Consider the following 23660-nt stretch of genomic DNA (forward strand, 5'->3'; position numbering starts at 1 on the left):
CTAATGAACCTAATTTATCCCTACACATCGTCAGCGGTATGTTTTCGCTAAGTATGTATGGCTAAAACGTTTTAAGCGGTTAAATTTCATTTAACTTGATGGACTAAAGTCCAACCTACAGAGGACTTACGGGTGCTTATGCAGTGTGTGGCGCTTGTTTTTTTGTAGGTCGGACTTTAGTCCGTCAACCGCTATGTAGGCTAATGAACCTAATTTATCCCTACACATCGTCAGCGGTATGTTTTCGCTAGGTATGTATGGCTAAAACGTTTTAAGCGGTTAAATTTCATTTAACTTGATGGACTGAAGTCCAACCTACAGAGGACTGACAGGTGCTTATTTAGCGTTGGGTATTCATCTTGCTTGCGGAAATTAAAGCTATTTTTATCGTAATTGCTGCTGAAAAATCACGCCTAATAACAAGATGTGGTAAATAATCACCATTTGCTATAAAAAACTTGCAACTAACTGTTTCAAAGTTAGACAATATTCGCAACAATGGATGAATTAGCAAGTTGATTAATTAGCTGCTCATTTTTATTGGTTAACATGAATAACAACAGCGTTATAAAATTTATCAGTAGCCTAACTACTGACTACATTTTATGCCTTGTCATTATCCATTTTTCCGCATGAAAAAGTAGAACGCTTAATTAATCAAATTGGTATAAGAAATTTTTATCCAATACGTGCATTCAATGACTTTAGCTTTAAGTTTATCTTCATTTTCTGTTTCTTATTAACGATTACGATTACGCTAACGTTAATTAACTTTTTATCATTTATAAGACTGCCATTATGAAAACTATCAACAAATCTTCAAAATTAAAAAATGTTTGCTATGAAATTCGCGGACAAGTTGCCGCAGAAGCCAAACGTTTGGAAGATGAGGGGCACAAAATTTTAAAGCTTAATATTGGCAACCCTGCGCCATTTGGCTTTGAAGCACCTGACGATATTTTAAAAGATGTTATTCATAATTTACCCACGGCCCAAGGTTATTGTGAGTCAAAAGGTATTTACCCTGCACGGGTCGCGGTAATGCAGTATTTTCAACAAAATGGCATTTTAGATGTCAGTGTTGACGATATTTACATTGGTAACGGTGTTAGCGAGCTTATTGTTATTGCCATGCAAGGTTTGTTAAATAATGGCGATGAGGTGTTGATCCCAGCACCTGATTATCCTTTATGGACTGCAGCTGTTGCTTTATCTGGCGGTGAGCCGGTGCATTATCATTGTGATGAAGAGAACCAATGGTTTCCAGATTTAAAAGATATGGAAAGTAAGATAACACCGAAGACAAAAGCCATTGTTTTGATCAATCCGAATAACCCAACGGGCGCGGTTTATAGTGAAGAAATACTGCAAGGTATTATCGCATTAGCGCGTAAAAATGACTTGATCATATTTAGTGATGAAATATACGATAAAATTCTTTATGACCAAGCAAAACATATTCCTACCGCGAGACTAGCCAACGATGTTTTGATCATCACCATGGGTGGTTTGTCTAAAAACTATCGTATTGCTGGCTTTCGTGCTGGTTGGATGGTGATATCGGGCCCTAAAATACATGCTGAAGATTATTTAGAAGGCTTGAATATTTTGTCTTCAATGCGCTTGTGTGCCAACGTACCTTGCCAACATGCTATTCAAACGGCTCTTGGCGGGTACCAAAGTATTAACGAATTGATTCATGAAGATGGACGCTTGCTTAAGCAGCGAAATTTGGCGCATAAAATGATCAACAACATTGATGGTCTTTCTTGTAACCCTGCCATGGGTGCTTTGTACCTCTTTGTTAAGGTTGATTTGGAAAAGTTTAACATCAGCGATGATGAGAAAATGATTTTAGATTTACTTAAGCAAGAAAAAATACTGTTAGTGCATGGACGAGCATTTAATATTAAGCAAAAAAATTATTTCCGCTTAGTGTTTTTACCTCATGTAGATGAAATGAAGCCGGCCCTAGAAAAGCTAGCAAATTTTTTCAGCACTTACCGTCAATAAATTTGTAAAAACAACTCATATTAAGGTCGAATAATGCAAAGTACTTTTCTCGCATGGATGTTCAGAATGCCGCTAATTAAACGCTGGGCTTTAATGTTTTGCGTTAAGCCAGAAAATGTTGCCGAGCATTCTCACCAAGTTGCCATTGTTGCGCATTTATTAGCGGTGATTAAAAATGAGAAATTTAATGGCGACATTAATGCCGATAAAGTCGCTACAATCGCGCTTTATCATGAGGCAAGCGAAACTCGGTTTGGCGATATAGTTAGCCCAACGAAGTATGCTAATCCTGAGATTGCTCGTGAGTTTAAAAAGATTGAATATATAGCTGAAAAACAATGTCTTGAGTCTTTACCTGAAGAATTTCAAGCGATGTTTTCCGATATAATTGTGCAAGACAATGTTGACGAGCAATACAAAAAAATTGTTAAAGCGGCTGATATTTTAGTGGCTTATATTAAAGCGCTTGACGAATTAAACCATCAAAACCATGAGTTTGACCATGTAAAAGAGCGTTTAGAATTAAAACTAGCGACACTTAAACTGCAAATGCCGGAAGTGGAATACTTTATGTCGGTTTTTCTAAAGTCATGTTCCGCAACGGTTGATAAACTCACCGAGGTGCAAACAAAAAAGTAGCCTTGTATAACTGGCAATAATTGCAGAAAATATAACTATCAGCATGGCTTTGAGCACAATTAACAATAAAGCTGTCAGCATGGCTTTGTGCACAATTAACAATAAAGCTATCAGCATGGCTTTGTGCACAATTAACAATAAAGCTGTCAGCATGGCTTTGTGCACAATTAACAATAAAGCTGTCAGCATGGCTTTGTGCACAATTAACAATAAAGCTATCACAATAACTAGTCGCAATTTATTTAATTGTGCTTGGAAAACGTAATCACATTATGATTAAGAAACATGTAGGATTTTTCTTCAACCTTGTTGCTATGGGCTTATTTATTCCGGGTATTTTATTACCTATGTTTTCACTAAACATGGCCATGACCGCCAATGTGAGTGGCGCAAAAATAACCAATACTTTAATCGATAAAAACTTGTCTTTATTGCAAACAATACAAGAGCTTTGGCAAGATGAACGCCTATTAGTAGCGCTATTAATTTTTGCTTTTTCGGTGTGTATTCCCGTGGTGAAATTTATTTTACTGACTCTCGCTTACATTAAAAAACACACCCGATTAGAAGTCATCGTTTATAACGTGATTAGCAAAATTGGTAAATGGTCAATGGCCGACGTTTTTGTTGTGGCTATTTTTCTTGCCGTGCTATCGACCAACCACGCAGAAACAGCCACTCAACAACAAATGGCAATATTTGGCTTTAAGTTAGACTTTATTGTGAGCAGCGAAACCTTATCAGCTTTAGGCCCTGGCTTTTTTTACTTCACGGGCTATTGCCTGTTATCGTTATTAGGTACCGCTATTAGCAGCAGTAGCACAAGAACTAAATTAGTATCAACACCATCTTCGGTTGAGCCATAACTAGATGAACACTGTTGAATAGTGCACATAAGTTTGTAGATAATCGCTATACTTAAACGTCTAGTAAAAGAAGTATTTTATGACCATCCAAATCATAATATGACAAATTTATTCGCCCAGTTAGGCATTAAAAATAGTGATGAGAAAATTGAAATTTCTATTGCCTTACACCGCGGTATTCCTGAAAAGAGCAGCTTGCTGACGCTGATTTTTGGAGCACGTCTCAAAAGCAATTCTTAATAAAAGCTATAGAGCTGGATTCAGATTGGAGTGAAGTGGTTGATAGCTTAGACACGCAGTTAAGAGTGTAATTCACTGACAAAAACACAACAAAATATTTCACCATCGAAGTACAGAGGGACACTGTATTACCCGAGAAGAGCCAAACACAGTTAAATAAGATATGCTCAACATTTGACTTATCATTAATCCCCTCCGGTATAGCCAGTGCTTCAATGTTAAGTCTCTAATCATTTATCATCACCATAGGTTTTAAAGTCATCCCATTGCAACTTCGCGACTGATGGCAATGGAGACTAAGTTTACATTGTGGCTGAACGATTTATTGGCAAAAAATCATCATCAAAAGCTTAAAACTTTTATCTATGGGGAACATCAGCTATCGGGAAGCTGCTAAGGGTTTTAATTGTTAAGTCATGTCCCCTGTAGTCTAAAGCATACAAAAACTTTCAGTATAAATTTTCAAATACTAATGACTTCAGTGTGGCATAAGTCTATTTGCTTTTCGGTGTTGGCCAAACAAAGGCAGTGGGCTTGGTGGCAGTTTTTTCTACTGCTGCATTCTGGGCGAGTATGCTCCTGATTAATTTCCCCGTTTCTTTGTGCTTACTACAAAATGTTTTTAGGTATAAAATTTCAACTCTACTGCGTGCCCAAGGAGTTGTGCGCAGAAATTTCAAACTTGATTTAAGACGAGGCTTATTGGTGAAACAACGAATATTAAGTAACTCACCCATCTTATCCCAACCAACTTTTTTCTCTAGTTCGGTTAAAATCTGTTCAAGTTTCACACCGTGTAGCGGATCATTACTATTATTCATAGTCTACCTAAATTCAAAAATAGCATTGTAACAAGTTTCCTAAACATTGACAGACTTATGCGTTTAACTCAGGTAAAAGTGCACGAAGAAATTTATTGGAAAGTTAATGTCTCAGCGAGTACACAGGAGTCATACACTCCAAACAGAATTGAACATCTCCCTGACTAGCCTCTTCGACACCAAAGCTGACATAGAGGCTATTAACCTTGGCAGTTATTCCAACATTGCGTTCTGGCTTAGTTGATCTAAAGCGGGCAATAAATCGATTAGCTAGAATGCATAATACCGCATGTTTTATTAACCTACTGTAAAGCTGAGTATCATGTTTTTTGTTACTAGATATCGAAATCAATAAGTATCCTATATGTTTTATTTTTTGCTACTTTTAAGCCTAGGTGTCATGTCTAAACTGGTATTAATCAAATAACGACATCGCCTCAAACGAAAACGCCTAAATAGCCTCATGATTACGATGATCATTATCGTTATGAAATGACACTTTAATTAAAGCATTTTTCGAAATTTTTTCCGGTAGATCAGCAGTGAAGTAACTACCGTCTTTACGCATCACTCTACGCCGAACTGTTGCTGTAGTATTAAATATTAATTCACCTTTCGTGGTGAATACAGCTATATCAACATGCCCTCTTCTAACGGCGAAGCTTTGCGAATATTTCATATGGCCACTCACCTTAACAACGCCATTTTGTGCAAATGCAGTAACATTAGCAATTTGCCATCGATGATTTTTTTGATTTTCAATCATCGTATTCACTGGCACGCCTGAGCAACCAGATATTACAATTGAAATACTCATTAGAAAGGGAAATAGGTAATTCATAATTATATTTTCTCTATGATGCTAAATAGCGTTGTGATTTATAAATAGGTATATTGGGGAGTGCTACTCCCCTTATTTTACTTAAAATTTCGCTTCAGAATTTACTTGAAGTATTTCACCAGACAACGACATAAAAAAATAAATGCTTTCTTTATTTACCTTATTCGATGCGCTGACAATATAGCGGTTAGCTTCTGTAGCATATAAGCTGTAATCATCAATCGATAAGTTCATCCAATTTTCATTCAATTTACCCACGTTAAAACCAAAATCTTTAAAGGTTAATTGTTGTGTAGTTTTTATCGCTATATTTATAGCGACATTAGGGCTTATTTTTCCATGGTCGCTATGCGCGAACGCTGCACTTGTATGAAATAAAAAAGTTATAAATAATGTAATAATGAGTTTTTTCATTTTGAACTCCAAAGTATTAAAGAAATTAATTTTTTAAGTTATTTGATTGCGATATAAACTGGCTTTTGTGGCGTTTATTTAAGGCCGTGTGTTAAATATTCACCTTTGACAATTAATTGTACGGTTACTGGCGCATCGGTTATGTTTTTCCAATACCAACCGTGCGAGCCAGCAAAAGGTGCAGTAAAACTGCCTTTAACTTCGGTTAAGGTCGCTATGGTATAGCTTTCAAAATAACCGCTTTTGTCACCCTTAGGTTCGCCATGTAAATCAAAGTACAAGGGAGCTCCATCAGTTATCCATTCGTAGGTTAATTTTTGATACTGCTCCATAATAAATTTGTACTCTACACCGCGCCCTGCTGGCACAATGACTTCAATTACTTCTGACGAATTTTTTAATTTTTCAGTGCCTTTTTGTGACGTTGGCACAAGATCAGTTTCTGACTTAACTTTGTTGAAAACAGTTAAGCCAAGTTTATGTCCGACACCTGTCGGGTCGATATTATATTCAGCGGGTAATATCACGGCGGTGAGTATGATGGCTGCGAAAATCACACTAAATAAGGTGTATTTTATTAGTGTTGTATTTGACAGTGTAATTGCTTGTGGCGCTTTGTTTTGCATTGTTATATCTCTTAAAATAGTTAATTACTGAGTAAAAATTAAAGCTTATTGAATTATTTAGTTAATAAAATAGCCTGTGAGTTGAAAGCCAACTAACATAAATCCGGCACTCATTAATAAGCAGTTGGTGTTGGTTGCAAAGCGATTAAAGCTGCTGTGTTTGCGCCAAAAGTTAATCACTAAAAGAATAAATGCTAGTGCGGTAAATTGTCCTAATTCAACACCGACATTAAAGGCAATTAAGTTCGGAATTAGCCCTTCGCTCGGGAGTTGAAACTCTTGTAACTTTGTGGCTAAGCCGAAGCCGTGAAAAAGACCAAAGATTAAAACCGCAAGCTTAGCGTTGGGTGATTTTCCAAAAATTCTTTTAAAACCACCTAAATTATCAAAGCCTTTATAAACCACTGACAAACCGATAATGGCATCAATCATATAGGCATTAACTTGAATATCACTGATCACGCCAAATAGTAAGGTTACGCTATGCCCTAGGGTAAACATGCTGACATACAATAAAACATCGCGACTTTTATATAAAAAGAACAACACGCCCACTAAAAACAACAGGTGGTCGTAACCTGTCACCATATGTTTTGCTCCGGTATACAAAAATGGCATGATTTGTATACCGGTATTTTCTAATAAAAATGCCCGTGTACTTTCATCTACACCATGAGCAAACGCTTCAATAGGCAACCATATGGCAAGTAAAGCAATAAAACTTAACACGCCATATCGCGGTAAAACATTAAACATTAACAGTTTCCTTAAAGTCATTTTCTTTAGTCGGTGATGCGTTGTTAGATAGCTTTTCATCACGATGAAGCAAGCGATATAAAGCAGGGAGAACAAATAAGGTTAAGATGGTAGATGAAATCACCCCTCCGATAACCACCGTAGCTAGTGGGCGTTGAACTTCTGAGCCAATACCTGTATTTAGCGCCATAGGTACAAAGCCTAATGAGGCAACAAGTGCGGTGGTAAGTACTGGACGAAATCTGGTCAATGCGCCTTCTATAATTGCGGTATTTAACACCGCACCTTCACGGCGTAGTTCCCGTATAAAAGACACCATGACCAAGCCATTTAAAATAGCGATACCTGACAATGCAATGAAACCAACGGCGGCTGAAATTGAAAAAGGTATATCTCTTAATAACAACGCAAATATGCCGCCAGTTAAGGCTAACGGAACGCCAGTAAAGATGATCATAGAGTCTTTAAATGAACCTAATGCTAAGAACAGCAAACCAACAATCATGACCAAAGTAATAGGTACAACAATAGACAAACGCTCAGATGCTGATTGAAGCTTTTGATAGGTGCCACCATATTCAATCCAATAACCAGAAGGTATTTCTACCGATTGATCAATTGAAGCTTGAATATCTTGAACAAATGAACCTAAGTCTCTGCCCCTTACGTTTGCCGTAACAACGACTCGGCGTTTACCATTTTCTCTATTGACTTGGTTTACACCTTCTATCAACTCCAGCTCTGCAAGTTCTTGTAATGGCACGGCACTGTTATTGCGCAGTTGTATTGGTAAATAAGCTAACGCATCTACGTCAGTTCTCAGGTCTTCAGGCATACGCACCACAATGTCTGATCGTTGATCACCTTGATAAAACTTGCCCGCAATGGTGCCACCTAATGCGGTTGCTAATTGCTCTTGGAGTTGCTTAACGCTTATGCCATATTTTGCCAATTGAGCAAGTTTTGGGTTAATTGTCATCATGGGTAGACCCGTTGTTCTTTCTACCTGTATATCAGCAACGCCTTCAACATTCTCAATAGCGGTGTTTATGCTATTACCTAACGCACTTAAGGTTTCAAAGTCATCGCCAAACACTTTTATTGCTAGCTCTGCTCGAACTCCCGCAAGTAACTCATTAAAACGCATCTGTATCGGTTGTAAGAATTCATATCGATTACCTGGCACAGGCTCAACCACTGCTGCTAACTCTTCGACAAATTGTGCTTTAGGTTTATTGGGGTTTGGCCATTGACTGCGAGGTTTTAAAATAATAAAGTTATCGGCAACACTTGGTGGTACGGCATCTGTTGCAACATCGGCGGTGCCAATTTTTGCAAATACACGTTCAACTTCAGGCATTTGATTTATTTTTTCTTCTAAGGTTTTTTGCAACGCAACGGCTTGCGACAATGAAGTACCCGGAATACGCAAGGCATGCATTGCGATGTCGCCTTCATCAAGGTTTGGCACAAATTCACTACCCAGTTTGTTGGCAGATAAGCCCGCTAAACCGACAAGTGCTACCGCGAACAATACAACGAACCAGCGAGCTTTAAGTGCAAGCGTTAACGAGGGGCGATAAAGTGCCAATGATGATTTGATTATGATATTTTCTTTTTCTTTAACGGGTCCTTTGAACAAAATAGCAATGGCTGCTGGCACAAAAGTCACGGATAAAAACATTGCGCAACATAGGGCTATGACAACGGTTATCGCCATTGGATGAAACATTTTCCCTTCTACTCCCGTCAGCGCAAAAATAGGCAAATATACGGCAGTGATAATAAATACACCAAATAATGCTGGGCGAATAACTTCTTTGGTTGCTTCATATACCAGTGCTAAGCGTTCATTAACGGGCATAGTGCGGCCATTAGCAGAAGCTGAACTGAGCTTTCTTAAACAGTTCTCAACGATAATAATGGCACCATCAACGAGTAGACCAAAATCTAACGCCCCTAAACTCATCAGATTGGCGCTAACGCCTGCTTGTACCATGCCTGTTACGGTCATTAACATAGCAAATGGGATAACCGCAGCAGTAAGTAAGGCAGCTCTCATATTGCCTAACAATAAAAACAGTACGACAATAACCAGCAGCGCCCCTTCAAGTAGGTTCATCTTGACTGTATCAAGTGTTTTTTCTACTAATTTAGTACGATCATAAACAGCGGTAACCGTAATACCTTTGGGTAAAGTGGTTTTAACTTCTTCTAACTTAATGCCTACGGCTTTAGCGACATTTCGGCTATTTTCACCAATGAGCATGAAAACCGTACTCATCACCACTTCTCTGCCGTTTTGGGTTGCTGCACCTGTTCTTAATTCTTTGCCTTCTTGTACTTTAGCGACATCAGAAATTCGGATCACACTACCGTCGCTAGTGCTAACAGGTATATTAGCGATGTCATCCAAACTTTCTGCTTGTCCGGGAATACGCAATAACCATTGAGCGCCGTTTTTCTCTATAAAACCGGCACCTTTGTTATCATTGTTATTTTCAATTGCTTGAATAATATCTTGTTGGTTAACCCCAAATGCCAATAGTTTTTTCGGCTCAAAGGCAACCAGTATTTCACGTTTAAAACCGCCAATAGGGTTAACTTCTACCACACCTTGTACTTGCATTAATTGAGGTCGAATGATCCAATCGTGAACTGTTCTCAAATCTGTGGGCGTTATCAACGCACCATCATCATTACGTGCATTTGGCTCTGCATCCACGGTAAACATGAAGATTTCACCTAAGCCAGTTGCTATTGGCCCGAGCTCTGGTTCTAAGCCAAAAGGTAAATCTGATTTTGTCGACACTAAGCGTTCATTCATTAATTGTCTGGCAAAATAGATATCCGTTTCATCACTAAAAATAGCGGTAACTTGCGATAAGCCATAACGTGAAACAGAACGCGTACTTACTAAATTAGGAATACCGGCCAATGCAGTTTCTAATGGATAAGTAACGCGCTGCTCTACTTCAAGCGGCGTGTATCCCGGGGCTTCGGTGTTAATCATCACCTGAACATTAGTGATATCTGGAACGGCATCAATGGGTAACTTAGTAAAGTTCCATAAACCCAGCCCTGCAAAGGCGAGTACAGCCAACATAATAATTGAGTTTCTACGAATAGAAAATCTGAGTAAATATTCGAGCATTATTTTTCCTTTAGCGGTAATACTTTTAACTAAACTGCAAAATTAAAAGTAAACCCTTAGTGATCGTGTGATGCGCCAGATTTTTCAACATCGGCTTTGAGGATGTAACTATTCTCTGTGACATATTCAGTGCCTGCGGATATACCGCTTAACACCTCAATTTCATCACCCACTGCGCGGCCTAATTCAAGCATTCTTACTTCATATTCATTGCCAACCTTGGCATAAACCACGGTAAAATCGCGAAAGCTCTGCAAGGCATTACGCTTTACTGCCATTGCTACGTTATATGTGTCAATTTCAATTTTTGCGGTGGTGAAAGCGCCTTCAGATAGTAATGAGTCACTGTTGTTCACTAAAACACGAAACAGCTTTGCCTGATCTGCTCTAACTTTTAATACCCGGCTATCTATTTCTCCTATTAGCTTCCCTTTAACACCATTAACGCTCAATGTTACTTTTGCGCCGATGTTTACTTTAGCTAAATCCATTGGGAACACGGCTAGCTCTGCCACTAAAACCTTGTCATTGGTTATCGAAAGTAATATTCGATCATTGGATTGTTCACCAGAGGTAACATTAACAGCACTGACAATGCCACTTTTAGCCGCTAGTACCTGATAAGACTGCAAACTTTCATTACTTTCTACGGTGAGCAATAATTGCCCCTGCTTAATGGCGTCACCTAGTTTGACGTGTACTTTTTTAACTAAACCATCAAAACGTGCATAAACATTACTGGTAGCGTCAGCTGGTAACTTAAGGTTGCCAAACACTTCAATGGTTTCGTGAAATGTTGCTGGGCCAACATTCTGAGTTGTAATCTCCATTGCTTGCGCAATATCTGCTTCGATACGCGTTCGACCTTCAAAATTGTCATATTCCCAAAGGTACGTTTCCCCTTGATATTTAGCGGTTAGCGCAACAGTAAATGAATGTGGTTCGTAAATAACCGTATCTCCACGAAGATACTGACCTTCTTGAAAAAAGTTTATGTCATCAATCCCGTCACCTAATCTGATCAGTTTTACATTCACTGCTACTTTCGCTGGATCAATCGCTTTATTACCCGTTGTTGCCCAAACGCGAAACTCGGGTGGAACACCGGTTTCAAAAATAGCGAGTTCAATAGCAAAATCATTTTTTCGAAGCATTCGACCAAGATTGGGACCGTTTTCTGGTTCGGCTTCTTCAACCTTTTGCTCTGAAACGGCAAAGCTGGAAAAACTTGCACTTAAGCTTACAAAGCACAGAGTACTTATTAGCGTTAATATTTTAAATGTTGGTTTCATGATTATTTCTCGTTACTTTTTTTGTTAAAATCTGCATTGAAATGAGCATTATTGATTTGGTTATTGGTTTGGTTATTGGTTTGCTTATCGGTTTGATGAATAGCAACTAAGGACGCACCTGTTAAGCGCTCTATTTCAATATTATTTAAATGTGCACTTTGATAGGCGTCTATTAAATCTGATTGAGTATTTAATAACTCTTGCTGAGTATTCATCCATTCGGTATAGCTATACATACCAACTTTGTAGGCTTTCTCTGCTTCGATAAAGGCTTGTTCTAATACTGGGATTAGGTTTTCAGTTACCGCATGAATAACATGCTGACTATGTTTCATTTGCTCTATCAGCACATATAACTGTGTATTTAGCCTATGCACCAAAGCAAGTGACTCTGCCGCTAATTCACTTTGCGTAGCACGTAAGGCATTTATTTTCCCCTGATTCTGGCTTCTGTCACCAAAAGGTATTGAAACACCAGCAACTAGACCAAAATCATCGGTTGTTTCGTAACGACGAAAGCCCGTTGAAAATTTCCATAGCGGTTTAGTTTCGATCCGGGCTAGTTCAATTTCTGACTGGGCAATCCGTTGTTTTGTAGCAAATAGGCTTATAGCAGGTAATTTTTTAATCTGCGTAAATAAAGCGTCAACATCAGCGCTATTGTTTAAAGCTATGTTTGGTAGAGATAATAATGAGCCTATAATCTTTGTTTCTTTATATTGCTCGGCTTGCCCCTGTCCTTGCCATTGAGCTAATAACTGATATTTACTGGCATCAACTTCATGATTTAAGTCTTCAACAACTAATGCTCTTTTAGCAACTTCAGCTTTTGATTTTAGTTTATCCACTAACGAAGACTTTCCTGCTTTCACTCGTTGCGTAACAGCTTCAAATGAGCTATTCGCTTGATGTAAGCTCAATTTAGCTAACTTAAGTCGCTCTTCATTAACCAATACTTGGATAAAATACCTTGCTGTTTGCGCGGCTAAATCTAGCGCTTTAATTTCCCGTTCTAATGCAACCGTTGCACCTTGAACTTTAGCGTTCTGCACTCTACTTTTCGCTAGCGAGTTATCTAAAACCCAAGAGATAGAAAGTGTCGATTGCGCACTTTTAAAACCGCCATGATCACCCGTCCCCATAGCATCCTCAATCGTGAGTCCTATTTCAGGCCTTGACTGAATACCTGCTTGTTGTACATAGCCTTGATATATATCAGCTTGATTAGCGAACACCTTCAATTCTGGGTGCATGTTCATTGTTTGAGATATTGCTGTCGACAAATCAATTGATTTCAGTGTGTTCACTTCTGAATATGCATAACCTGAAAGCGCTAAAGTAAACATGAATACAGTAGACTTATACTTAAAATAGCGCCTTGATAAAAACCGATTGACGATCGGTTTTTTGTGTGTGAATGGTACAGTAAATCGTTTCATTTTTATTACCTTGGTGGTCTTCTAACTGATGATTTTAATGATTGAATAGCGTTTCAATAACATGATGGAGGCTATCTACAGATGTTGTGGACATAATAGATAAAATTATTATGGCCAGTAAAACCACTTTCATTGGAAAGGGTTTGAACTGATTATCGCTGAGTAAGTGAAGTACTCGCTGTTCAATTGATTGCCTACAGAAATGCACTAACAATTCACTTTTGTATTGTTCATGAATAGAGTATTGAGCCGCTAACTTAGTAAATCTGACTAAGGTACTCGCAACATCGTTAGCTTGTTGCTGGCTTTTGACAAAAAATGAGTCGGCAGCTTGCTCAATAGCTATTGCCATCATAGATTTCAATATTTTATTAACGGTTGGCGTAAAGTAAGCAGTGAAAAATGAAAATATCCATTTTTTTATTGGGTCTGCATAGTGTATATGTGCAAGTTCATGCTGAATGATTATTTCAATGTCATCTGAATCTAATTGCTCTATTAAACCTTTAGATATAAAGCATGATGGTTTGAATAAGCCTCCCGTGAACGCTGTCGGAATCGATGAGTCTATTATAAAAACATCTTCACTCTTCTTCGTTGCTAAAGCTCGCAGCAAGCTTATTTGATGATGATTTTTGTAAGCGACTATTATTTTTCTAACCGCAATATAAAGACTAAAGCTAATAAAAATAATCAGGCTGATACTGTGCCAGCTTAAAAAATAAAATATATTAGGGTGATGCCAATGAGCTAATTCTGTTAACCAGACAAAAACAGCCCCTGATTGGAAAAAAGGACTAAAAAATAGCGTAACAGTTAGGGCAATAATCCAAGGTGAAAGCACACATAACCAAAGTAACGATTTGCGTGTAGAAACGGTATAACTCTGAATTTTATTTTTTATTGACCAAAAAAATATCGACACAAAAACATTGGCCACAATAAAAGCAAGCACAGTAATCGTAAGTAGATTAAATGCTAACGCCCATTGGCCATAAATCATTTCTCAGCCTTTGCTTGTAATTTTTTACGCTGTTGCTCAATCATAGCTTCTAACTTATCCAGCTGCTGCTCATCGAGATCAGACGAAATTGAGGAAAAAGCAGCAACAACACTATTTTCATCTTTAGTTACAAAATCATGAGTGACATTTTTGATCAGTCGACCTATTAACTCTTGGCGTGCAACCTTAGGGAAGTATTGATAAGCGTGGCCGCTCTTTTCTCTACTTAACAGGTCTTTTTTAAATAAGCGATCTAGCGTACTTTGAATAGTATTAAGTGACCCGCCTCGATTTTTTTCAAAATAGCTGAATACCTGTTTTGCATCGGCAGGCTGATTTTTCCATAGATATTCTAAAACTTGTTTTTCTAATTCACCAAGTAACATAAATTTAATCACCTTTTTAAAGTACGGTGATAATGCCACAGCAAAAACCGACTATCAATCGGTTTTTAATAAATAAAAATTTGATTATTAACTTTATGCCGCTTTTTTGCCTTAAGAGCCATAGGGAACTGCACCTATTTTATCATTAATTTATGCTTATGAATGTCCGCCTGATCGCATAGCTTTTAGCAGTCGACCACTCAAAACCTGATTAAACATCACCATGACTGGCTCCTGCCCTACCAAAGCGGTCGGTTATGTAATTACATTGGCATCACAACAATGCGTTACGAGCCGCCTTTCATGGTTAACTATTACAGCAGTCCTGTCCTTCCTGAATTGGTGGGCATTGAACAGTTCCATAAGAGCAGTAAACGCAGCAATCACCTTTTAAAGGTTTTAATAATACTTTGCATGACTCACATTCATAGAACCATTGACAGGCGTTGGTTGGCATTTCTTCTGTTTTACTATGTCCACACTCAGGACAGGTTATTGTTGAGTTCAATTCTACACTTTGCATGTTCGCTCCTTTGCAGGTTTTACAATATCTAATAATATAATACTGACGATATGTTCATTAAACTATACCAAAGCTTTACAACTAAGGGCTGCCATCGAAATCCGACCCGTGCCAACTTTATCGATTAATTTGTTTATCAGCTAGTGTCATTCCTAAGTTATTTTTAGTCATGTTAAACTCCTTATATAAATGTGGAGTTAACAATTACTTTAATAACAGCGCTTTGAAGTATTCCTCCTTTATTAAATATGTGAAATAATCAATCGCTTCTATATGTAGGCTTACCATTGCGGTTTCCCCCATATTTACCGAGTCATAAATCGCAGTAAGTTTGCGACGGGATCAATATTTTTCAAGTTGAAGATATGCTCTTAAAAGTGTCATCAACACCGATGTGACACACGTTTAATAGAAAGTCTTTGTGAATTTAAAGATAAAGTGGATGAGTAGATTATGAAATTTTTACACACGATGGTTCGTATTAAAGACCTAGATAAATCATTAGATTTCTATGTAAAGCATTTAGGCTTAATAGAAACTCGACGAGTTGATGTACCTAAAGGGGAGTTTAGCTTAATTTTCTTAGCGACAGAGCCAGGCGCCCCTGAAATAGAGCTTACTCATAATTGGGACTCAAAAGAAGAATACACGGTTGGCAGAAATTTCGGTCATTTAGCCTTTGAAGTTGATGATATTTATGCCCTGTGTGAAAAGCTAATGGCCGCCGGTATCACCATTAATAGACCACCACGATGTGGCCATATGGCATTTGTTAAATCGCCTGATAATGTGTCAATTGAATTGCTACAAAAAGGTGAACACCTAGCGCCGAAAGAACCATGGTTAAGCATGGAAAACTCAGGTAGCTGGTAATTTTTCTATCAACATACTTCTAGCAACTTTCAGGCTAATGATTACGTTAGAACAGTATGAGTTTAGGCTTTATAAATAACTAAAAACCAAAGTTATCATACTTTGGTTTTTAGTAAGCCCCATCCCCTACAATGCTCATATATTGCGATAAAGAATGCGATATAAAATGCGATATAAAATGCGTTTTATATCAAGATTACGTTTACGCTACCGGATCAAGCGTTGAGCTTAAATAACGTATAAAGGCTTTACTGGCGTTAGAAAGAGAGTGATTTTTTTTCCATGCTAAGCTTAATTTAAATTCTATTTTTGGCTCAAAAGCTATCGATGTCATTTGCTGATCATTTTGTAAAATACGTGATAAACAAGTGGTAATACCGACTTCATTGCGCACTAATGACTTTTGCAGCTCAATAAGATTTGTTTCCATACGTATGTCTAAGTCTACATGATGTTTTTTTGAATATTGGCTAACCACTTCACGTAAAAAATACCCTTCATGGAATAACACAAGTGGCTGCTGACAAAATTGTGCAAGTGAGATAGTTTGCTCTGTAGCAAGCTCGTGTGAACTTGCCATACCGGCCACTATTTCCTCATTAATAAGTTCAGTGTAACGTAGCTGTGGGTTCTCTAAGTCTCCACGTATTAAGGCTAAGTCAAGCTCACCATTGAGCAACATTTTTTCAAGCGCAGCAGTACCTTGGTCGACTAGTTGTATTTTTATTTTTGGATACTTTTGCTTAAACTCTGTTAATACTTTTGGAAAGTAATAAGAGCCCATCATAGCGGAAACACCAAAACGAATGGCGCCTTGCCCTAAATTTTTTAAGTCTTCTAGCTCTAATTCCACTTGTTTTACTTGGCTTAATAGTTGAATTGCCCGTTTATTCAATACTTCGCCTTCGGCAGTTAATAACGCATTTTTTTCTGCACGGTTGATAAGTTTTAAGCCAACTTCTTGTTCGAGCTTTTGAATGGCAATAGTCAAGGCCGGTTGAGCAATACCAATTTTGAGTGCTGCTCTTGTAAAGTTACCTACTGCGGCCAATTGACAAAAATACTCTAGACGTTTTAAATTCATATTATTGCAAGCTATAAGTAAAAGTTATGAAAAATATAATAACTATATATTATATTTATTTTATGTTTAGAGATAGAGTACAGTCATAAAATAAATGCTTACTGCACAACTATATAAAAAGAGTAATTCTATGAACCATAAATTAACCCCATTTAATTGGCAAGACCCGATGTTTCTTGATAGTCAACTTACCGAAGAAGAACGAATGATCCGTGACTCTGCTCATGATTATTGCCAAGCAAAGTTGCTGCCACGTGTGCTTGAAGCCAACAGACATGAACATTTTGATCGTGAAATTATGCGTGAATTAGGTCAATTAGGTTTATTGGGTGCTACTTTGCCTGCTAAATATGGCGGCAGTGAAGTCAATTATGTCAGTTATGGTTTAATTGCGCGTGAAGTAGAACGTGTAGACAGTGGTTACCGCAGCGCAATGAGTGTGCAATCTTCACTGGTAATGCACCCAATATATGCTTACGGCACTGAAGAACAACGCATGAAGTATTTGCCTAAGCTTGCTTCGGGTGAATGGGTCGGTTGTTTTGGTTTGACTGAGCCTAACTCAGGTAGCGATCCTGCCTCAATGACCACACATGCCAAGAAAGTTGACGGTGGTTATCGTTTAACCGGCAATAAAATGTGGATCACAAATTCTCCTATTGCCGATGTTTTTGTGGTGTGGGCAAAGCTCGATCGTAAAATTCGTGGCTTCGTGTTGGAAAAAGGTATGGCAGGTTTATCTGCCCCCAAAATTGAAGGTAAATTTTCATTACGTGCCTCAATAACGGGCGAAATTGTGATGGATAACGTTTTTGTACCTGCTGAAAATATGTTCCCAGAAATTACCGGCTTAGCAGGACCTTTTGGTTGTTTAAATAAAGCACGCTACGGTATTGCTTGGGGCTCATTAGGCGCGGCAGAGTTTTGCTTTAACTCGGCAAGAAACTACACCTTAGACCGTCAGCAATTCGGACGTCCTTTGGCTTCAAATCAGCTGATTCAAAAGAAACTGGCTGATATGCAAACTGAGATATCTCTTGGTTTACAGGGGTGTTTGCAAATGGGTCGCTTAATGGATGCCGATCAATGTCCGGTTGAATTAATTTCCTTATTAAAGCGTAATAATTGTGGCAAGTCTCTTGATATTGCTCGTGTTGCGCGTGATATGCATGGTGGTAATGGTATTAGTGATGAATTTGGCGTAATTCGCCATATGATGAATCTTGAAGCGGTTAATACCTATGAAGGTACACACGATGTGCACGCGCTAATATTGGGTCGTGCCATTACAGGTTATCAGGCTTTTTGCTAATGACTAGCGCATTAGGGAACATAAAAGTTGTCGATTTAAGCCGCATTTTAGCGGGGCCTTGGGCTTCGCAAATGTTAGCTGACATGGGCGCAGAAGTGATAAAAGTGGAGCGTCCTAAAAAAGGTGATGACACGCGTTTTTGGGGTCCTCCTTTTATCAAAGAAGCGAATGAAGAACAGCCGCCTCAGGCCGCATATTTTCACTGTGTAAATCGTAATAAACAGTCTATTGCGATAGATATTACTCAGCAGCAAGGTCAACAAGTGATTAAAGATTTAATTGCTCAGGCGGATGTGCTCATTGAAAATTATAAAGTCGGTGGACTAAGCAAATATGGCCTAGATTATGATAGCGTAAAAGTGATTAATCCCCGCTTAGTATATTGCTCTATTACTGGCTTTGGACAAAGTGGCCCCAGCGCGCATAAAGCCGGTTACGATGCCATGATACAAGGCGAAGGTGGCTTGATGAGTTTAACGGGTGAGCCCGATGGAATGCCGATGAAAGTCGGTGTTGCGCTGGTTGATGTTATGACAGGCTTGTACAGTTGTAATGCTATTTTGGCTGCACTCATGGCACGTCATCAAACAAATGCAGGTCAACATATCGATATTGCCCTGTTAGATGTGCAAGTAGCTACCTTAGCTAACCAAGGGATGAACTATTTAACAACAGGTAAAAATCCACAAAGACTGGGTAACGGACACCCGAACATTGTGCCTTATCAAACTTTTGCGACGCAAGATGGCAGCATTATTCTAGCCATTGGCAATGACAGTCAATTTGTTAAATTTTGTCAGGTTGCTCATTGTGCGGAACTTGCTGAAAACGCATTATTTGCCACAAATGCTCAACGCGTTATTAACCGAGATAAACTCATTCCAATTATCGCGAGTAAACTTGCTTCATATACAACGCTTTGGTGGATTGAACAACTTGAGTCAGTCGCAGTACCTTGTGGCCCAGTTAATACCTTAGAGCAGGTTTTTGACCACCCGCAAATTAAGCACCGCGAAATGGTTAGGCAAGTGAGCAATCAACAAGGTGAGCTTATTAACACCATAGCATCACCTATAAACCTCTCGGCGACACCATTACAATACAACAGTGCTTCACCTGATTTGGGGCAACACAGTCATCAAGTGTTATCTTCCCTACTTAACTACAGTGAAGATACTATTAGTAAACTCTTTGCCAACGCCACGGTCAGTTAATAAAACAAATTTTGAAGTAAAAAAAAGACCAACTTAAAATAAAGTTGGTCTTTTTAAACATTATTTAATTTTTATTAATCGTTAATCAATCCCAAATTCCCTTGTGCTTCAGCCTTTGTCTTTTCAGCCGAATTAATCGCTAATTCACCAATAAAGAGAGTAACCGCAACACCAATAAACACTGACCATTGCATACCTTCTTCAGGAGAATAAATAAATAACACAATCGCAAAACTTAAGACGGCTATACACGAATAAGCAGCTAACCGTGCAAATAATAATCCACCAGGTATTTTATATGGGCGCGAATGATTCGGATGTTCTACACGGGCTTTCACAAATGCGAGTAGCATACCGATATAAGGCAGCATAAAAATAACCGCGCTAAAAGCAAATAACGACCAAAACAAATCTTCATTCGAACCGGCTAGCACACCGTAAAGCACGATGGTACCTGTACTGACTAATCCCATCATAATACTCGCGCCTAAAGGGGTGCCAGATTTTTTACTCATTAAGCCGAAAATAGCCGGTAGTTCACCGGTTTTAGCGGCTTCTGCAGCAGCACGATTACACCCTAATGCCCAAGTTACACCATTAGAGAAAAAGGTAAACAATGCCATAACACCCAGTGCCATCGCAAAGGTTTGTCCAGCAGGCGATTGGCCAAATAGAAGATATAAGGTGTCCATTAACCCTTCAACAAGATTAATGTCTTGAGCAGGAATGGCGGCTAACATTGCAACAGTTCCTAATACATAAAGTACAATAATAATAAGCGCAGAAATGAGTACGGCTTTTGGCATATCGCGCGCGGGGTCTTTCATTTCTTCACTACTAGCGCTGACTAATTCAAAGCCTAACATGCCGTAAATAATAGCAGGAATATATTGAAAACTGGCTTGCCAATCAGGTTTAAGTGCTGCCATGGTAAATTCATTAGCCATGCCATGTTCATCGACGTAGTTAAAGGCACCAACAATAATAACAATAAAGATAACAATTTTAAAAATAGCACCGGTATCAGGTATCAGTTTCCCAACATCTAAACTAACAATATTGACAATGACCGTAATCCAAGTAAGTAAAAGTCCAATACCTATTTGGCCATAAAGACTTAAGTCAGGAAAAAACATTTGCTTAAATATACCGGCAAATAAAATAGAAATAGCCGGGATCCACACTGCAGTGTTAATCCAGTAACTCCAGGAAGCTCGAGCTGCCCAACGACTACCATAAGCAGTTTTAACCCATGCGTATATGCCACCTTGTGCGGGGTATGAACATGACATTTCAGCACTAATTAGTGCGAAAGGAATAAAAAACACAACGCCAAGAAATAACCACCAAAATATGCTAGATACCCCAACTGATGCGGCTGAAGCTAAAGTATCTAAAAGCAGAATGGCAGATACGGTAAAAAGCACCAGATCTTTTTTCCCCAATATTTTTTTTGTCATAAATCTTTCTCTTCTATGAAGTTAATTAGTTATCGTCGACTGACTTTAGGTTGTTCTAATAAAAATAGTCGATTAACTATTTATAGTTATATTTTTGTTAGTCATTCAGTCTTACATAAAAAAGCGATGATTAAGTTACCCCTATAGGGGGATATTTAAAGAGTAATATTTTTACAAAAACTTCGTTTTATAGCCCAATATTCATCCTTTATCTAACTCTAACGCGATAGGGGTATGTTCGGTTATCTGTAATTTACTTATTCTAAATTTGAATAAAATTGAAACAAAAACATAATAACAATTACATACACAGTGTCTAACGCTTTTGAAGTTAAGACGCAGTGAAATATAAACTTAAATATACACTTAAATATAATAGGCCTAACTATGAATCTGAAACCCGCGCTCATTGCTCCTCATTTATTTAAACTATCGCCATTAGTTCTGGCTTTAGGTTTAAACAATGCAGTAGCAAGCGAAATAGAAGTTATCGAAGTTCAAGTGCAAAAACGTACGCAGTCTGTGCAAGATGTTCCGGTCGCCGTATCAGCCTTTAATGGTGACATGATGGATCAACTCCGTATTGAAGACGTGCGCGGCTTGGTTGATTTAACACCTGGCTTTAACGGTAAAACAGAAGATAGCTTTATTGATGCGCTTTCAATTCGTGGTATAGGTACCAATGACTTTGGTATCGGTGGTGACCCTTCAGTTGCTATTTTCACTGATGGTTTATGGTCAGGTCGTAATGGCGGTGTTCAAATGTCATTTTACGATATGGAACGTGCTGAAGTCGTCAAAGGTCCACAAGGTACTTTATTTGGTCGTAACGCTATCGCGGGTGGTATTAATATTACTACCAACAAACCTATTTCTGACTTTGAAGCAAAAATAGGGGCAACAGTTGCCCAATTTGATACTCAAGAAGTCACCGGTATGGTGAATATACCTTTATCTGACAATTGGTATTTTCGAGCAGCAGGAAACTTTATTTCTAAAGGTGCTTGGTTAGAAAATGCTGCCGGTGGTGGTGATCTTGGTGCTAGTGAAATAAGCTCTACGCGTTTATCACTTCGCTACGAAGGCAACGACATCGATGCAGTTTTTCGGGCAACCTATGAAGACAGAGAACAAGACCCTTCTATATATTGGACTGAGGTAAATGGTGTAGCCCAAGATAAAGTAGATATAGATTACGGTAAAAACAAAGGTTATGACCGTGGTGAAATACTTTCATTACAAGCTAATGTAGAATTCACTTTATCTGATGAGTATTTACTAACCTCAATTACTGGTTACAAGACTTACGATTTTAATTATTTAGAAGATTTTGACGCCCAACCAGTACTTATTAATAACTACGGCCAAGATCAAACAGTTGATTATGCTAGCCAAGAATTAAGATTGAATTATCAAGGTGACGGTGCAATTAATTGGTTCATAGGCGCTAGTGTGTATCAAGAGGATATTGATGCAACTTTTATTAACTCTTACGATGAAGACGCTTTATGTACGGCAGTTTCTCTGACCGATTTTGCCGATTTTGATGGCCCAGCAGCAGGCTGTGATGACGCTAACTGGGAAACTTATTGGGAAGATGATATCAACCCTGCTGACATCTTGGCTAATAAAGCTGAAACCAATATTAATGAATTAAAAAATACAGGTTGGTCAGTTTACGGTGATATTACTTGGCAAGCTACCGAGAAACTCGACTTAACTCTCGGTGGTCGCTACACCAGTGACACTAAAGATATGAGCATTGAAGTGTTAGACTCTGGCGGTGCATTGGGAAATACTTTTGTATTTGAATGGTACACCGATGGCGCAGTTCAGGCGAAAGATACTTGGTCAGACTTTACCCCACGTATTGCTGCAGTTTATGAACTAAATGATAATGTAAACTTGTATGCTAATGCCGCAAAAGGTTACAAATCAGGTGGCTATTCTACATTTGGTATTGATAACGACGGTTCACAAGAATACGGTGGCCCTCTAGCAGCAGGTAGTGTACCACTTGCCTTTGAACCAGAAACTACCACAAGCTATGAAGTTGGTGCTAAAATGATGTTGCTAGACAACTCTATGCGACTTAACCTTGCTTACTTCACCTATGATTACCAAGATTTACAAACCATCATCTTTGAAAGTGGTTCACAACTCGTTAAAAACGTGGGTGAAGCTAAAAACCATGGTATAGAAGCGGATATTCACTGGACACCAACCGATAATTGGGACTTCCGATTAGCCGGTGCATGGATGGATAGCGAAATAACTGAAGAAATTGAAGAAGGCGATGGCACTTTAGGTAACAAATTACCAATGGCGCCTGACCTGAGTGGATCAATCGTGACTTCTTATTATCATTACCTAGATACCGGCATTGTGACCTTAATGGCTAAATGGGTATACCAAAGTGAAATTTATGGTGGCCCGGGTAACTATGAAACGGCTAAAGTTGATAGTTGGAACGAACTTGGTTTACGTGCAATGTTCGAAAGCAACGACGATTGGTCAGTAAGCCTATATATCGATAACGTTACTGATGCAGAATATTTTGAACGCGGTTGGGAAAATGCTGATGCCAATAATGAAAATGGCTTTGGTTTATTAAATACCTACGTATGGCCAGCAAAACCTCGCACCGTTGGTGTTAGCTTTGATATGACCTTTTAATTCCCTACGTATACTTCCCCTGGCGCTT

At 38.5% G+C, this 23660-nt stretch carries 20 protein-coding genes and 1 pseudogene; 8 read left to right on the forward strand and 13 right to left on the reverse strand.

Features of this window, described 5'->3' with window-relative positions; all coding sequences use genetic code 11:
• The first annotated feature begins 798 nt into the window (after window positions 1-798).
• From A3Q33_RS19410 to A3Q33_RS19430, 4 genes and pseudogenes are all read left to right on the forward strand, one after another.
• A complete protein-coding gene (locus A3Q33_RS19410) occupies window positions 799-2013 on the forward strand; it encodes a pyridoxal phosphate-dependent aminotransferase (protein ID WP_081181554.1) in 1215 nt (404 codons plus the stop codon).
• Between the two features lie 33 nt (window positions 2014-2046).
• Window positions 2047-2652 (forward strand): 5'-deoxynucleotidase, encoded by a 606-nt coding sequence (gene yfbR, locus A3Q33_RS19415; RefSeq protein WP_081181557.1) that lies wholly within the window; start codon window positions 2047-2049, stop codon window positions 2650-2652.
• Window positions 2653-2924: 272 nt separating this feature from the next.
• Entirely contained in the window at window positions 2925-3518 is a 594-nt protein-coding gene (locus tag A3Q33_RS19425; protein WP_081181562.1) for a paraquat-inducible protein A, read from the forward strand.
• A 99-nt stretch (window positions 3519-3617) separates the two neighbouring features.
• Window positions 3618-3829 (forward strand): annotated as a pseudogene (locus A3Q33_RS19430) (DUF2789 family protein).
• A gap of 423 nt (window positions 3830-4252) precedes the next feature.
• Here A3Q33_RS19430 and A3Q33_RS19435 read toward each other — a convergent pair.
• The 11 genes from A3Q33_RS19435 to A3Q33_RS20910 form a co-directional block, all read right to left on the reverse strand.
• Window positions 4253-4579, reverse strand: coding sequence for a VF530 family protein (locus A3Q33_RS19435; RefSeq protein ID WP_081181565.1), 327 nt, complete (start codon window positions 4577-4579; stop codon window positions 4253-4255).
• A gap of 451 nt (window positions 4580-5030) precedes the next feature.
• A complete protein-coding gene (locus A3Q33_RS19440) occupies window positions 5031-5354 on the reverse strand; it encodes a hypothetical protein (protein ID WP_155866812.1) in 324 nt (107 codons plus the stop codon).
• Between the two features lie 147 nt (window positions 5355-5501).
• Window positions 5502-5834 carry a DUF6488 family protein gene (locus A3Q33_RS19445; protein ID WP_081181570.1) on the reverse strand — a complete coding sequence of 111 codons (333 nt, stop codon included), beginning with the start codon at window positions 5832-5834 and terminating at the stop codon, window positions 5502-5504.
• A 74-nt stretch (window positions 5835-5908) separates the two neighbouring features.
• A complete protein-coding gene (locus tag A3Q33_RS19450) occupies window positions 5909-6460 on the reverse strand; it encodes a hypothetical protein (RefSeq protein ID WP_081181573.1) in 552 nt (183 codons plus the stop codon).
• Between the two features lie 57 nt (window positions 6461-6517).
• Complete coding sequence (locus tag A3Q33_RS19455; RefSeq protein ID WP_081181575.1) at window positions 6518-7216, reverse strand: HupE/UreJ family protein; 699 nt, start codon at window positions 7214-7216, stop codon at window positions 6518-6520.
• Entirely contained in the window at window positions 7209-10370 is a 3162-nt protein-coding gene (locus tag A3Q33_RS19460) for an efflux RND transporter permease subunit (RefSeq protein ID WP_081181578.1), read from the reverse strand. Before A3Q33_RS19460 ends, A3Q33_RS19455 begins: the two co-directional genes overlap by 8 nt.
• 56 nt (window positions 10371-10426) lie before the next feature.
• Window positions 10427-11662, reverse strand: a complete 1236-nt coding sequence (locus A3Q33_RS19465) for an efflux RND transporter periplasmic adaptor subunit (protein ID WP_081181581.1) — start codon at window positions 11660-11662, stop codon at window positions 10427-10429.
• A gap of 2 nt (window positions 11663-11664) precedes the next feature.
• Window positions 11665-13008, reverse strand: a complete 1344-nt coding sequence (locus tag A3Q33_RS19470; protein ID WP_081181584.1) for a TolC family protein — start codon at window positions 13006-13008, stop codon at window positions 11665-11667.
• A gap of 127 nt (window positions 13009-13135) precedes the next feature.
• Window positions 13136-14104, reverse strand: coding sequence for a M56 family metallopeptidase (locus tag A3Q33_RS19475; RefSeq protein ID WP_081181587.1), 969 nt, complete (start codon window positions 14102-14104; stop codon window positions 13136-13138).
• Window positions 14101-14490: a BlaI/MecI/CopY family transcriptional regulator gene (locus tag A3Q33_RS19480; RefSeq protein WP_081181590.1), complete on the reverse strand. Its 390-nt coding sequence runs from the start codon at window positions 14488-14490 to the stop codon at window positions 14101-14103. The genes A3Q33_RS19475 and A3Q33_RS19480 overlap by 4 nt, the downstream gene beginning before the upstream one ends.
• Before the next feature lie 307 nt (window positions 14491-14797).
• The gene (locus tag A3Q33_RS20910; protein WP_081181592.1) at window positions 14798-15013 is read right to left on the reverse strand and encodes a GDCCVxC domain-containing (seleno)protein; all 216 of its coding nucleotides are present in this window, start codon (window positions 15011-15013) and stop codon (window positions 14798-14800) included.
• A gap of 453 nt (window positions 15014-15466) precedes the next feature.
• Here A3Q33_RS20910 and A3Q33_RS19490 point away from each other — a divergent pair, with 453 nt between their 5' ends.
• Complete coding sequence (locus A3Q33_RS19490; RefSeq protein WP_081181594.1) at window positions 15467-15886, forward strand: VOC family protein; 420 nt, start codon at window positions 15467-15469, stop codon at window positions 15884-15886.
• Window positions 15887-16088: 202 nt separating this feature from the next.
• Here the strand turns inward: A3Q33_RS19490 and A3Q33_RS19495 are convergent, their stop codons facing one another.
• Window positions 16089-16970 carry a LysR family transcriptional regulator gene (locus A3Q33_RS19495; protein ID WP_081181596.1) on the reverse strand — a complete coding sequence of 294 codons (882 nt, stop codon included), beginning with the start codon at window positions 16968-16970 and terminating at the stop codon, window positions 16089-16091.
• Between the two features lie 130 nt (window positions 16971-17100).
• Here A3Q33_RS19495 and A3Q33_RS19500 point away from each other — a divergent pair, with 130 nt between their 5' ends.
• Together A3Q33_RS19500 and A3Q33_RS19505 are read left to right on the forward strand one after the other, a co-directional pair.
• A complete protein-coding gene (locus A3Q33_RS19500) occupies window positions 17101-18282 on the forward strand; it encodes an acyl-CoA dehydrogenase (protein ID WP_081181598.1) in 1182 nt (393 codons plus the stop codon).
• Window positions 18282-19496, forward strand: coding sequence for a CaiB/BaiF CoA transferase family protein (locus tag A3Q33_RS19505; RefSeq protein ID WP_081181600.1), 1215 nt, complete (start codon window positions 18282-18284; stop codon window positions 19494-19496). Before A3Q33_RS19500 ends, A3Q33_RS19505 begins: the two co-directional genes overlap by 1 nt.
• A gap of 74 nt (window positions 19497-19570) precedes the next feature.
• On the opposite strand, the gene A3Q33_RS19510 is transcribed toward A3Q33_RS19505, so the two are convergent.
• Window positions 19571-20956, reverse strand: a complete 1386-nt coding sequence (locus A3Q33_RS19510; RefSeq protein WP_081181603.1) for an APC family permease — start codon at window positions 20954-20956, stop codon at window positions 19571-19573.
• A 387-nt stretch (window positions 20957-21343) separates the two neighbouring features.
• On the opposite strand from A3Q33_RS19510, the gene A3Q33_RS19515 reads away from it, so the two are divergent.
• Window positions 21344-23632 (forward strand): TonB-dependent receptor, encoded by a 2289-nt coding sequence (locus A3Q33_RS19515; protein WP_081181605.1) that lies wholly within the window; start codon window positions 21344-21346, stop codon window positions 23630-23632.
• The last annotated feature ends 28 nt before the right edge of the window (window positions 23633-23660 follow it).

This window comes from Colwellia sp. PAMC 21821 (assembly GCF_002077175.1).
GTDB lineage: Bacteria > Pseudomonadota > Gammaproteobacteria > Enterobacterales > Alteromonadaceae > Cognaticolwellia.

Bases quoted from the DNA above. Each gene is read 5' to 3' on its own strand.
- A3Q33_RS19410 (WP_081181554.1), top strand. From the start codon at position 799: ATGAAAACTATCAACAAATCTTCAAAATTAAAAAATGTTTGCTATGAA.
- yfbR (WP_081181557.1), top strand. From the start codon at position 2,047: ATGCAAAGTACTTTTCTCGCATGGATGTTCAGAATGCCGCTAATTAAA.
- A3Q33_RS19425 (WP_081181562.1), top strand. From the start codon at position 2,925: ATGATTAAGAAACATGTAGGATTTTTCTTCAACCTTGTTGCTATGGGC.
- A3Q33_RS19435 (WP_081181565.1), bottom strand. From the start codon at position 4,579: ATGAATAATAGTAATGATCCGCTACACGGTGTGAAACTTGAACAGATT.
- A3Q33_RS19445 (WP_081181570.1), bottom strand. From the start codon at position 5,834: ATGAAAAAACTCATTATTACATTATTTATAACTTTTTTATTTCATACA.
- A3Q33_RS19450 (WP_081181573.1), bottom strand. From the start codon at position 6,460: ATGCAAAACAAAGCGCCACAAGCAATTACACTGTCAAATACAACACTA.
- A3Q33_RS19455 (WP_081181575.1), bottom strand. From the start codon at position 7,216: ATGTTTAATGTTTTACCGCGATATGGCGTGTTAAGTTTTATTGCTTTA.
- A3Q33_RS19460 (WP_081181578.1), bottom strand. From the start codon at position 10,370: ATGCTCGAATATTTACTCAGATTTTCTATTCGTAGAAACTCAATTATT.
- A3Q33_RS19465 (WP_081181581.1), bottom strand. From the start codon at position 11,662: ATGAAACCAACATTTAAAATATTAACGCTAATAAGTACTCTGTGCTTT.
- A3Q33_RS19470 (WP_081181584.1), bottom strand. From the start codon at position 13,008: ATGTTTACTTTAGCGCTTTCAGGTTATGCATATTCAGAAGTGAACACA.
- A3Q33_RS19475 (WP_081181587.1), bottom strand. From the start codon at position 14,104: ATGATTTATGGCCAATGGGCGTTAGCATTTAATCTACTTACGATTACT.
- A3Q33_RS19480 (WP_081181590.1), bottom strand. From the start codon at position 14,490: ATGTTACTTGGTGAATTAGAAAAACAAGTTTTAGAATATCTATGGAAA.
- A3Q33_RS20910 (WP_081181592.1), bottom strand. From the start codon at position 15,013: ATGCAAAGTGTAGAATTGAACTCAACAATAACCTGTCCTGAGTGTGGA.
- A3Q33_RS19490 (WP_081181594.1), top strand. From the start codon at position 15,467: ATGAAATTTTTACACACGATGGTTCGTATTAAAGACCTAGATAAATCA.
- A3Q33_RS19495 (WP_081181596.1), bottom strand. From the start codon at position 16,970: ATGAATTTAAAACGTCTAGAGTATTTTTGTCAATTGGCCGCAGTAGGT.
- A3Q33_RS19500 (WP_081181598.1), top strand. From the start codon at position 17,101: ATGAACCATAAATTAACCCCATTTAATTGGCAAGACCCGATGTTTCTT.
- A3Q33_RS19505 (WP_081181600.1), top strand. From the start codon at position 18,282: ATGACTAGCGCATTAGGGAACATAAAAGTTGTCGATTTAAGCCGCATT.
- A3Q33_RS19510 (WP_081181603.1), bottom strand. From the start codon at position 20,956: ATGACAAAAAAAATATTGGGGAAAAAAGATCTGGTGCTTTTTACCGTA.
- A3Q33_RS19515 (WP_081181605.1), top strand. From the start codon at position 21,344: ATGAATCTGAAACCCGCGCTCATTGCTCCTCATTTATTTAAACTATCG.